This window comes from Burkholderia sp. AU39826 (assembly GCF_020419965.1).
Lineage (GTDB): Bacteria > Pseudomonadota > Gammaproteobacteria > Burkholderiales > Burkholderiaceae > Burkholderia > Burkholderia semiarida.
In genome coordinates this window covers 314,902-325,003 of record NZ_JAIZQG010000004.1, presented here as the reverse complement: position 1 = coordinate 325,003, position 10,102 = coordinate 314,902, and the positions used below count along the sequence as shown (strand labels likewise).

Here is a 10,102-nt window from a genome sequence, read left to right as displayed (position 1 = left end):
CTTCATAAACCTGACTTACTTTAGTGTGAGACTCTTGATACTTTCGCTATCTGATCCGAGGATCAGCTCGCTTTCATCAAGCGCCCACACTTATCGGCTGTTAATTTTTAAAGAGCGTTTCTGCGAGAAACTTCGTGTTTCCCAGCAGCGCTGCGTTTTCAGCAGCAGAGAAGCGAGATTATGAACCGTGTTTCGCAGCTCGTCAACAACTTTCTGAACGACTTCGTTGCGACCGCGGGGCTCAACTTCCTGCGCCGCCGCGGCTCGCTACCACCGAACCCCAACAGCACCGCTTCCCTCCTCCCGCGCCGCGTTTCCGGTAGCGCGAAAGAGGCGTGATTCTAAGCAGCTCGCGGCATTCGCGCAAGGGGCTTGCAGCAACTTTTTTACGCAATTCGGCCGTCCGGCCATGCGTCGGCACCAGACCGCTTATGGTGCAAAGAACGGACTAGAATGTGAGGTTCTTCGCCTCTTTCTATATACGTCTTTAATATGCGCCAGCGAATCGCCAAACGCCTTCCCCCCGATGCCGACAAACTGGTCGGTCTGTCACTTGCGCTCTTCGCGTCGGGCAGCCGCATCGAGGATCGCTTCTGGGAAGCGAAGCTCGATGCGCTGCTCGCCAAGATTGTCCGCAACGGCAATCAGACGACGCTCGATGCCGCGCTCGACCATCTTCAACAGAATCATCCCGACGCCTACGGCGCGCTCGCCGACATGGCCGAGACGCACAGCGAGTCGATGGTGATCGAACACGACGGCCAACCGTACGATGCGCTGCTGGTCGCCGTCCCGGTTCTCGCCTGGACGCGCTACATGATTCCGTCTGGTCCGCTCAAGGGCGACGTTGCCGACGCGCTGCGAACACACCTGCAAGCGCACGTGCTGGCGGACGGCACGCTCGTCGGGCTCGCTCCGTTCCTCTACAGCATCGACCAGTTGCCGCGACACCATGTGGAAACCTACCGGCTCGCCCAGCAGCTCGCACATGCGGCGATCGGCCAGCACACGCCGAAGCTGAGCTTCGGCGACCTGCCGGAAACTTCGCCGATCCTGGCCGATCCGCGCTTCCTGCTGGCGGTCGTCGCCGCGCCGGCCGGTTCGCCGCTGTTCCGCTGGCAGGAAGAAGAAAACGGCAGCCGTATCGAGCGCGGTCAGTGCCTCGAACAATGGGCCGCACAGGGCGGCCCGAACCTGTCGATCGCGCTGCCTGGCTGCGAATTCGAATGCCTGCTTCCGGACGCGTACTACTCGGCCTGCCGCGATGCGGACGAACGCGTGCGTCCGCACACCGTCCGAACGGCCATTCGTTATCTATTCGACACACTTGGTGCAGCGCCGCAAGAGCTGCGCGCGGTGGTCGCCGGCTTCGGCGAACGTCGCATCGACGAGTATCGCGTCGGCTTCACGCGGCGTGCCAGCAACGACGTGATCTATGGTGTCGTGTGGCCGCTCTACGGCCGTGAAAACGGCGACGTATCGATCGACAGCGCGACGCTCGAGGGCGAAGCGCCGATCGAAGGACCGCTCGAGGAAATCGTGAGCCTGCTGAAAGAATGCGGCGTAACCGACGTCCGGCGGCACGCGGGCCGTTTCGAACCCGAATACTGCGACGACTGCGGCGTACCGCTTTACGCCGATCCGCTCGGTGAAATCGTCCATGCGGAAATGCCGGAAGACGCGTCGCCCGCCCAACCGCACTTTCACTGATCCACCCCGCAGGCCCCGACAGCCTGCCCCGCCCAAAGCCGCTTCCGGTGACCACCGGAGCGGCTTTTTTCTTGTCCGCTGCCCCGCCGCCCAAAATTTCGAACTTTTCCTAAGCCTTTCAGCCAAGCAGACATCGTGTAAGGTCTTTGTCATTATCGGGGCCAGCTTATACCCGACGGCAATCAATGACTCACCTTATGGAGGTTGAATATGCGGTTCTTGGTACTTAACTCAGACGCCGAACGGCGTGACGGACTGAAGACCCTGTTGCGGCAGATCGACCGGCACGCCAGCATCAACGACGCGCCTGACGGTTTCCAGGCACGCCGGCTGCTGCGCACCCAGCGTTTCGACCTCGTCGCGATCGACTGGCTGGACGTGGGCCGGCTCAGCGAGCTTCAGGCGCTCGGCAACGCATGCTCGCCGACACCGGTCGCCGTTCTGGTCGACGACATCTCGCCCGAAGCCATCCAGCGCTTCTTCAATTACGGCGTCGCGGGCGTCATCCCGCATTCCACGCGGCCGCACCTGATCGTGCGTGCGCTCGAGATCGTACTGCTGGGCGGACACTACATTCCGCCGATCGCCCTCAGCCTGCTGCCGTCAACGGCAATGGCGCGCCACGACGCCCATTTCCAGACGCTCGCCGGCTCGCTTCCACGGCGCCCGCCGAGCGGCCTCCTGTCGCCGCGCCAAGCCCAGATCATGCGGTTCGTCCACATGGGCAGCACGAACAAGATGATTGCCCGTACGCTCGGCATCAGCGAAGGCACCGTGAAGATCCACCTCGCGAGCATCTTCCAGCAGCTCGGCGCCGCAAACCGCGCCGCCGCGGTCGCGATCTACAACGGCTGGCTGTCGCCCCATCTCGAGGTACTGCTGGCGAACCGCAATCGCGCCCGCAAGCTGGCCATCGGCGAACACGGCCCCGCTCCGCTGCGAACACAACGGCATGACCGTCCGTACCCGTTGCCTATCGCCAACGCCGGCACACAGGACCTGCCGCTCGCCGCCGAGCCGCCGGCACGGTTCCGGCGCGGACGCTAGGCCAACAGTCTCGATATTGCGACGGTCGGGCATGTGCAGGCTCCCACCTTTGATGCTCAACGAGTAATATGGACGCATGGGTTTTCTTTTCACACCGCTTCCGCTCTGGGTTGGCATCGGTGGCTGGATCGCCGCCGTGGCCCTGCTCGCGCTCGCGATGTGGAATCGCCCGTTCGTACGCCTGCAGGACGCCACGCTTCAGCACGTGTGGCTCGCGCTCGTCACTGCGATCACGGTCCTGTGGGCCTCGAACGCATGGCTCGAAGATGGCATCGTCATGCATCTGCTTGGCGCAACGCTGCTCGTCACGCTGTTCGACTGGACACTCGCACTGGTCGCGATGGGCGCCGTCACGGCGATGGCCGCAGTGATATTCGACGCGCCGTGGCAAGGCGTCGGCCTGACCTATCTGGTCTACGGTGCGCTGCCTGTCGGCGTGTCGGCATTGCTGCAACGCGCCGCGCTCGCCTGGCTGCCGCACAACCTCGCGTCGTTCATCACCGGACAGGGCTTCCTGTCGCCCGCCATCGCGATCGTCGCGGTCGCCGCCGCGGCGGCCGGTGTTCAGCTCGCGCTCGCGGACGGCGTGCCCGTCGTGATTCCGGCCGGCTATCTGCTGAACACCGCGCTGCTCGCGCTCGGCGAAGCATGGTTCACCGGCATGGCAACGGCACTCATCGCCGTCTATCGCCCCGCGTGGGTCACGACCTTCGACGTCCGCCGCTACCGCCTCGGCGGCCCGCGCGCCTGAATTTCCTCCGGATCGGCTCCACGCATCTGCGTGCCGGGGCACTTTCCGCGGCGCGCGCCGAGTACGTCGCCTACTGCCGCACAACTTTTTTACGCTAAGATTGAACTCCTGTTCTTCATCGGGCCTCTATACGTGCCCGATGTCTCCTTCGCTCCTCACCAATAACCAGATGGACAGCTCACCTGCCTCGCTCCGGATTTTCCGGGCGCTCGGCAAGCTGGCAGCCTGTATCGCGGGCCTGTCGCTTGCGCTTCCCGCTCCGGTATTTGCCGACCTGCTCGACCAGCGCTCCGAACTGATCAACAAATTCGTCAACGAGATGCATGCCGATCCGCTCGCCGCGGATTGTGCGGCGCACGGCAGCTTCATCGCCAGCACATCGACGGCGTTCGACCGCGTGGACTTCGCGCCGAACGCATTCGACAGCGGCAACGCGACGATCACGCCGTGGAACGACTCGTTCGACCAGGGCAAGCAGCGCGTGAAAGTCGACAACATCGTCACCGTCGACGGGCTCGGCATCCACAGCAACGGCAGCGATCCGACGCCGCTGAAGTTTCGCTGCGGCTATGTCGGCCAGCAAATGCTTGCGTTCAGTTGGAACGACCCGGTTCCGCCGCTGAAGCCGCGCGTCGAGCGCTCGTCGTCCTCGACGAAGAAGTTCAAGGGCAAGTCGCACCGCGGCAAAGCCAAGGCGAAGGCATCGGGCCGCACCGGCAGCAAGAAGGCCGTCTCGACGAAGAAATCAGGCGGCCAAAAGAAAGCCGTGAAGAAGAAAACCGCGAAGAAATCCTGATACGACGGAGCGGCAACGACAGCAGCAAAAAGCCGGCGCATCTCGCGATGCACCGGCTTTTTTCATGCGACGACGGCAGCGCCTACGCGAACGTGTCGACGTGCACCAGGATCGCGGCGAGCATCGCCGCGCCGAGCGCCGCGCTACGCTCGCCGTTCCAGCCGACGCGCTCGTCGGGGAGGTTCGCGTTGTCCTTGAACGGCATTTCGAGCGTCAACGACAGGCAGCCGAACTGGTGGCCGATGTACTTCGACGCGAGCTTCAGCGCATCTTCCTTGTACTTGCTCGCCGCGTAGCCATGCTCGGTCTGGAAGTCCGGGCTCGCGACCTTGAACGCTTCGATGAACGCGGCCTGCTCCTTGCCCTGCTGCTCGGTAAAGCTCGGCAGCATCTCCGAGCCGGCGACGAACACGTACGGCAGATCCTCGTCGCCGTGAATGTCGAAGAACATGTCGCAGCCGATCGCGTGGATTGCGTCGCGCACGGCCAGCACTTCGGGGCTGCGCTCGGCATCGGGCGCCATCCACTCGCGGTTCAGGTTCGCGCCGGCCGCATTGGTGCGCAGGTTACCGTGCACGCTGCCGTCAGGATTCATGTTCGGCACGATGTAGAACGTCACGCGATCGTAGAGCTTGCGCGCAACCGGATCGCCGGCCCAGTCGCCCCATCCGGCCAGCCGTTTGACCAGCCCTTCGACGAACCACTCGGCCATCGACTCGCCCGGATGCTGCCGCGCGATGATCCACACCTTCTTCTTCGGCGCGCCGTCGAGCTCGGGCGTGCCGAGCGTCAGCAGCGACATCGGACGGCCCTCGACCGTGCGGCCGAGTTCGACGACGCTCGCCTGAGGCAACTGCTGGACCGCGCCGAGAAACGCCGCGTGACGCTCTTCCGAGTACGGTTCGAAATACGCGTAGTAGATGCTGTCGAACTCCGGCGTATGGTCGATGGTCATCGTCTTGCCGTCGAACGTCGTCGGCACGCGGAACCAGTCGACGCGGTCATAGCTCGCCACCGCGTGGTAGTTGCGCCAGCCCGACGGATACGCGCATTCGGCTGCGTTCTCGAACGTCATCACGCATCGCTCGCCGCGCGCGCCCGTCAAGCGGTAGTAGAACCATTGCGCGAATTCCGAACGATTGTCGCCGCGCACGCGCAGCCGGATTGCGTCGGGGCTGTCGCACGACACGACGTCGATTGCGCCTGCGTCGAAATTACTGGTGATCGAAAGTGCCATCTGTGCATCTCCTTTGTCGACCGGCGCTGGCGCTTCAGCGCTTACGCCGGTGCCATGCAAAGCGGTCGACCGAAGCAGGCGGTATGTCGCCGGTCCGGCCTCACGCATGCGCCGACCGTCTCGCGAACGGCCGGCAGGGTCACTCGCCGACGCGCCGGCGATATACGTAAGTCGAATCGTTCGACGCAGCCGCATCGAACGCATAGCCTTCGGTGGCGAATTCCTTCAGCGCCTTCGGGTCGGCGATACGGTTCTCGACGACAAAACGCGCCATCAGGCCGCGCGCGCGTTTCGCATGAAAACTGATGATCTTGTAGCGGCCGCCCTTCCAGTCCTCGAATACCGGCGTGATGACCGGTGCGGCCAGCAGCTTCGGCTTGACCGACTTGAAGTATTCGGTCGACGCGCAGTTGACGAGCACGCGCGCCGCGCCGCTGCGCGTCTCGAGTTGCTCGTTCAGCGCCCGCGTGATGCGATCGCCCCAGAACGCATACAGATCCTTGCCGCGCGCGTTCGCGAACCGCGTGCCCATCTCGAGCCGGTACGGCTGCAGCAGGTCGAGCGGACGCAGCAGCCCGTACAGGCCCGACAGCACGCGCACGTGATGCTGTGCGTAGTCAAGATCGGCGGACGACAGCGATTTCGCGTCGAAACCCTCGTAGACGTCGCCGTTGAACGCCAGCACAGCCTGCTTCGCGTTGGCCGGCGTGAAGGTCGGCGACCAGTCGGCGTAGCGCTGGAAATTCAGGCGCGCGAGCGGATCGGAGATATCCATCAGCGTCGCGATGTCCTGCGGCGACAGCTTGCGCAGGCCGTCGATCAACTCCGACGCATCGTCGACGAATGCAGGCTTCGTGTAAGACTGGACGTGCGCGGGCGTGTCGTAGTCGAGGGATTTGGCGGGAGAGAGAACGATTATCATAGAGGCTCGCTGGCACGCCGTGCCTTGCGGTCAGACGAAAACCACCGATTGTAACGAATGACCCGCTCTCTCGCCCCGCATGCCGCACACCGCGTCGTGCTCGACTCGAACGTCTGGATCGACATTCTCGTATTCGACGACCCCGCCACGCGCCCGATCCGCGCCGCGCTGGAGCACGGCACGCTGGCCGCCGTGATCGACGGCCGCTGCCTGACCGAACTCGAATACGTGCTCGACTATCCGCAGTTCCAGTCGCGCGCGATCGACAAGGCGGCCGCGCTCGCGACCGTCGCCCGGCTCGCGAGCCTCGTCGAACCGCCGCCCGTCGACGCCGGCGCGCCGCCGCTGCCGAAGTGCAAGGACCGCGACGACCAGAAGTTTCTCGAACTCGCGCGCGCCGCGCACGCCGATTGGCTCGTGTCGAAAGACCGCGCGCTGCTGAAGCTCGCGAAGCGCACCGCCCGCGACTTCGGTTTCCGGATCGCGCAACCCGCGCCGTTCGCGCAAGCCTGCGCACTCGACGCCGCGCCGCCCGTCACGGCGACGCCGGCCTGACGCACCTCACCCGATTCCGACCGTATCGATGAACGCTCCTTCAGATATGCCAACGACACCCGCTTTCCCCTCGCGCCTGCCGAACGTCGGCACGACGATCTTCACGGTGATGAGCGCGCTTGCCGCCGAAAAAGGGGCGGTGAACCTCGGCCAGGGTTTCCCGGATTTCGATTGCGATCCGCGCATCGTCGATGCGGTGGCCGCCGCGATGCGCAACGGGCACAACCAGTACCCGCCGATGGCCGGCGTCGCGCCGCTGCGCGACGCGATCGCCGACAAGATCGCGCAGGTGTACGGCCGGCGCTACGATCCGGCCGCCGAAATCACCGTGACGGCCGGCGCGACGCAGGCGCTGCTGACGGCGATCCTGTGCGCGGTGCATCCGGGCGACGAAGTGATCGTCGTCGAGCCGACCTACGACAGCTACCTGCCGTCGATCGAGCTCGCCGGCGGCAAGCCCGTGTTCGTCACGCTGGAGGCGCCCGACTACGCGATCCCGTTCGACCGTCTCGCGGCCGCGATCACGCCGAAAACGCGGATGATCCTGATCAACACACCGCACAACCCGACGGGCACCGTGTGGCGCGAGGCGGACATGCGCAAGCTCGAGGACATCGTGCGCGGCACCAACGTGCTGATCCTATCCGACGAGGTCTACGAACACATGGTCTACGACGGCGCGCGCCACGAGAGCGTCGCGCGCTATCCGGAACTCGCCGCACGCAGCTTCATCGTGTCGAGCTTCGGCAAGACCTATCACGTGACCGGCTGGAAGGTCGGTTACGTCGCGGCGCCTGCCGCGCTGACCGCTGAATTCCGCAAGGTCCACCAGTTCAACGTATTCACGGTGAACACGCCGATGCAGATCGGGCTCGCCGACTACCTGCGCGACCCGACGCCGTACCTGTCGCTCGCCGGCTTCTATCAGCAAAAGCGCGACTTGTTCCGGGCCGGCCTCGAGCGCACGCGCTTCAAGCTGCTGCCGTGCACGGGCACGTACTTCCAGTGCGTCGATTACTCGGCGATCAGCGACCTGCCCGAAGCGGAATTCTCGACGTGGCTCACGTCGGAGATCGGCGTGGCCGCCATTCCGGTGTCGGCGTTCTATCACGAGCCGCACGAATCGGGCGTCGTGCGCTTCTGCTTCGCGAAGCGGGAAAGCACGCTCGCATCCGCGCTCGAGCGGCTCGCCCGCCTGTAAGCCCGCACGGGGGCGGCCGCACGCCGCCCTTCGGGAAACGCGGTTACGAACGCGCGACGTTCGCCGCTTCGACATACGCCTTGCGCTCGGCTGCCACGCGCTGCGCGGCAGGGCGTTCACTCACCGTCTTGGCGTGCGCCTTCCAGTCGATGCCTGCATCGAGCAGGAAGTCGCGGCCGAATATGGCCTTCGTCGCCATCCCGATCACCGGCAGATGAACCCACGCGGCAATGTCCGCGAGGCCGAACGACTCGCCGAGCACATACGGCGAAAACCGCGTCATCTGCTTGAACGCATCGATCGCGCGCGGCAGGCGCTTCTCGACGTGCGCCTTCATCCCGTCGCTGACCTTGCCCCCGAAAAACGCTTCCGTGTACACCTCGCGCGCCACCCATTCGAGATACAGCTCGAGCGTCTCGACCAGTTCGCGCACCTTCGCCGCCGCGAACGGGCTCTCGGGCAAAATGCCTTTCTCGGGATAGCGCGCCGCCAGGTATTCGATGATCACCTGGGACTCGAACAGCGCACCCTCTTCGGTCTTCAGGAACGGAATCTTGCCGAGCGGCGAATCGGCAAGCTGCACCGGATCGCTGACCGGCAAAGCGCACACCGACTCCTCGAACGGAATATCGTGCTCGAGCAGGACGAACTTCACCTTGTTGTAGTAGTTGGACAACGGAATACCGCACAGCTGTAGCATCGGAGTCTCCTTCGTTGCTGGAGCGCGGCCGCATCGACGCCGGCCGCATCGAGATTCATCGCGCCGAAAAGCACGTCCGTGCTAGTCTAAAGCAAGTTTTGCGTCCGTCACGACAACATTACATCCGCTGCGGCGACGGACCTCGCTGTTCACGCGACACACGCGGCGTCGCCGCGCCACCCGATGGAGACACGCTCGCATGAGTGCTGAACTGCTGGCCTCGCGCCCACCCGAGAGCGATTCGACGCTCGTCCTCACGCTGTCCAATCCCGGTGCGCGCAACGCACTGCATCCCGACATGTATGCGGCCGGCATCGAAGCGCTGGCCACCGCCGAGCGCGATCCGGCGATTCGCGCCGTCGTGCTGACGGGTGCCGATCGCTTCTTCTGCGCAGGCGGCAACCTGAACCGGTTGCTCGAGAATCGCTCGAAGGATCCGTCCTTCCAGGCCGACAGCATCGATCAGCTCGCGGCATGGGTCACGGCGATCCGCGCGTCGACGAAGCCGGTGATCGCGGCCGTCGAGGGCGCCGCGGCCGGCGCCGGCTTCTCGCTCGCGCTCGCGTGCGACCTGATCGTTGCCGCACACGACGCGAAATTCGTGATGTCGTATGCACGCGTCGGCCTGACACCCGACGGCGGCGGCTCGTGGTTTCTCGCCCGCGCGTTGCCGCGTGCGACCGCCGCCGAGATCCTGTTCGAAGGCAAACCCGTTGCCGCGGAACGCCTGCACGCGCTGGGCGTCGTCAATCGGCTCGCCACGCCTGGCACGGCGCTGAGCGACGCACTGGCGTGGGCCGACACGCTCGCCGGCATCTCGCCGAACGCGCTCACGCGCATCAAGTCGCTGCTCGACGACGCCACCGCCCAACCGCTGGACGCGCACCTCGGCACCGAGCGCGATCATTTCGTCGCGTCGCTGCATCATGCGGACGGGCTCGAAGGCATCAGCGCCTTTCTCGAGAAGCGCCAACCGCGCTACAAGCGCTGATCCACCGCGTCGGCCTTCGAACCGACGCCACGCCACCGCGTCCATCCGGTGCGGCACGTCGACGCCGCGTGCACCGCCGGCGACGCTCGCCGGCCCGGCCGCGCATGCCCGTCGGCACGGGCGTTTCCGCCACCAGCAGCCCGCGTCGATCCATGCTCTAATGACCGCCTGTCGCGGCGCCGCCGGCGCCGT

General features: G+C 65.0%; 11 protein-coding genes. 8 read left to right on the top strand and 3 right to left on the bottom strand.

Annotation, left to right across the window (positions count from 1 at the left end):
* The first annotated feature begins 180 nt into the window (after positions 1 to 180).
* From LGM42_RS12655 to LGM42_RS12635, 5 genes are all read left to right on the top strand, one after another.
* The gene (locus LGM42_RS12655; RefSeq protein WP_196493576.1) at positions 181 to 339 is read left to right on the top strand and encodes a hypothetical protein; all 159 of its coding nucleotides are present in this window, start codon (positions 181 to 183) and stop codon (positions 337 to 339) included.
* A 153-nt stretch (positions 340 to 492) separates the two neighbouring features.
* Positions 493 to 1,710: a DUF2863 family protein gene (locus tag LGM42_RS12650; RefSeq protein ID WP_060312122.1), complete on the top strand. Its 1,218-nt coding sequence runs from the start codon at positions 493 to 495 to the stop codon at positions 1,708 to 1,710.
* Between the two features lie 210 nt (positions 1,711 to 1,920).
* Positions 1,921 to 2,757, top strand: coding sequence for a response regulator transcription factor (locus LGM42_RS12645; protein WP_059583567.1), 837 nt, complete (start codon positions 1,921 to 1,923; stop codon positions 2,755 to 2,757).
* A gap of 76 nt (positions 2,758 to 2,833) precedes the next feature.
* Positions 2,834 to 3,508, top strand: coding sequence for an energy-coupling factor ABC transporter permease (locus LGM42_RS12640; RefSeq protein ID WP_059583569.1), 675 nt, complete (start codon positions 2,834 to 2,836; stop codon positions 3,506 to 3,508).
* Between the two features lie 139 nt (positions 3,509 to 3,647).
* Positions 3,648 to 4,304 carry a BspC domain-containing protein gene (locus LGM42_RS12635; RefSeq protein ID WP_059583571.1) on the top strand — a complete coding sequence of 219 codons (657 nt, stop codon included), beginning with the start codon at positions 3,648 to 3,650 and terminating at the stop codon, positions 4,302 to 4,304.
* Between the two features lie 82 nt (positions 4,305 to 4,386).
* Here the strand turns inward: LGM42_RS12635 and LGM42_RS12630 are convergent, their stop codons facing one another.
* Together LGM42_RS12630 and yaaA are read right to left on the bottom strand one after the other, a co-directional pair.
* Positions 4,387 to 5,541, bottom strand: coding sequence for a M14-type cytosolic carboxypeptidase (locus LGM42_RS12630; RefSeq protein ID WP_060312120.1), 1,155 nt, complete (start codon positions 5,539 to 5,541; stop codon positions 4,387 to 4,389).
* A 139-nt stretch (positions 5,542 to 5,680) separates the two neighbouring features.
* Positions 5,681 to 6,463 (bottom strand): peroxide stress protein YaaA, encoded by a 783-nt coding sequence (yaaA, locus tag LGM42_RS12625; protein WP_059583575.1) that lies wholly within the window; start codon positions 6,461 to 6,463, stop codon positions 5,681 to 5,683.
* Between the two features lie 57 nt (positions 6,464 to 6,520).
* Between yaaA and LGM42_RS12620 the strand changes: the two genes are divergently transcribed.
* Positions 6,521 to 7,018 carry a putative toxin-antitoxin system toxin component, PIN family gene (locus LGM42_RS12620; protein WP_059583577.1) on the top strand — a complete coding sequence of 166 codons (498 nt, stop codon included), beginning with the start codon at positions 6,521 to 6,523 and terminating at the stop codon, positions 7,016 to 7,018.
* A gap of 28 nt (positions 7,019 to 7,046) precedes the next feature.
* On the top strand, positions 7,047 to 8,219 hold the full coding sequence (locus tag LGM42_RS12615) for a pyridoxal phosphate-dependent aminotransferase (protein WP_226232328.1): 1,173 nt from the start codon (positions 7,047 to 7,049) through the stop codon (positions 8,217 to 8,219).
* A 43-nt stretch (positions 8,220 to 8,262) separates the two neighbouring features.
* On the opposite strand, the gene LGM42_RS12610 is transcribed toward LGM42_RS12615, so the two are convergent.
* A complete protein-coding gene (locus tag LGM42_RS12610) occupies positions 8,263 to 8,919 on the bottom strand; it encodes a glutathione S-transferase (RefSeq protein ID WP_226232327.1) in 657 nt (218 codons plus the stop codon).
* Positions 8,920 to 9,118: 199 nt separating this feature from the next.
* On the opposite strand from LGM42_RS12610, the gene LGM42_RS12605 reads away from it, so the two are divergent.
* Positions 9,119 to 9,910, top strand: a complete 792-nt coding sequence (locus tag LGM42_RS12605; RefSeq protein ID WP_226232326.1) for an oxepin-CoA hydrolase, alternative type — start codon at positions 9,119 to 9,121, stop codon at positions 9,908 to 9,910.
* Positions 9,911 to 10,102: the final 192 nt, after the last annotated feature.

What these genes read in the sequence shown, in the direction of transcription:
- LGM42_RS12655 (WP_196493576.1), top strand. Translation starts at nt 181, where the DNA reads ATGAACCGTGTTTCGCAGCTCGTCAACAACTTTCTGAACGACTTCGTT.
- LGM42_RS12650 (WP_060312122.1), top strand. Translation starts at nt 493, where the DNA reads ATGCGCCAGCGAATCGCCAAACGCCTTCCCCCCGATGCCGACAAACTG.
- LGM42_RS12645 (WP_059583567.1), top strand. Translation starts at nt 1,921, where the DNA reads ATGCGGTTCTTGGTACTTAACTCAGACGCCGAACGGCGTGACGGACTG.
- LGM42_RS12640 (WP_059583569.1), top strand. Translation starts at nt 2,834, where the DNA reads ATGGGTTTTCTTTTCACACCGCTTCCGCTCTGGGTTGGCATCGGTGGC.
- LGM42_RS12635 (WP_059583571.1), top strand. Translation starts at nt 3,648, where the DNA reads ATGTCTCCTTCGCTCCTCACCAATAACCAGATGGACAGCTCACCTGCC.
- LGM42_RS12630 (WP_060312120.1), bottom strand. Translation starts at nt 5,541, where the DNA reads ATGGCACTTTCGATCACCAGTAATTTCGACGCAGGCGCAATCGACGTC.
- yaaA (WP_059583575.1), bottom strand. Translation starts at nt 6,463, where the DNA reads ATGATAATCGTTCTCTCTCCCGCCAAATCCCTCGACTACGACACGCCC.
- LGM42_RS12620 (WP_059583577.1), top strand. Translation starts at nt 6,521, where the DNA reads ATGACCCGCTCTCTCGCCCCGCATGCCGCACACCGCGTCGTGCTCGAC.
- LGM42_RS12615 (WP_226232328.1), top strand. Translation starts at nt 7,047, where the DNA reads ATGAACGCTCCTTCAGATATGCCAACGACACCCGCTTTCCCCTCGCGC.
- LGM42_RS12610 (WP_226232327.1), bottom strand. Translation starts at nt 8,919, where the DNA reads ATGCTACAGCTGTGCGGTATTCCGTTGTCCAACTACTACAACAAGGTG.
- LGM42_RS12605 (WP_226232326.1), top strand. Translation starts at nt 9,119, where the DNA reads ATGAGTGCTGAACTGCTGGCCTCGCGCCCACCCGAGAGCGATTCGACG.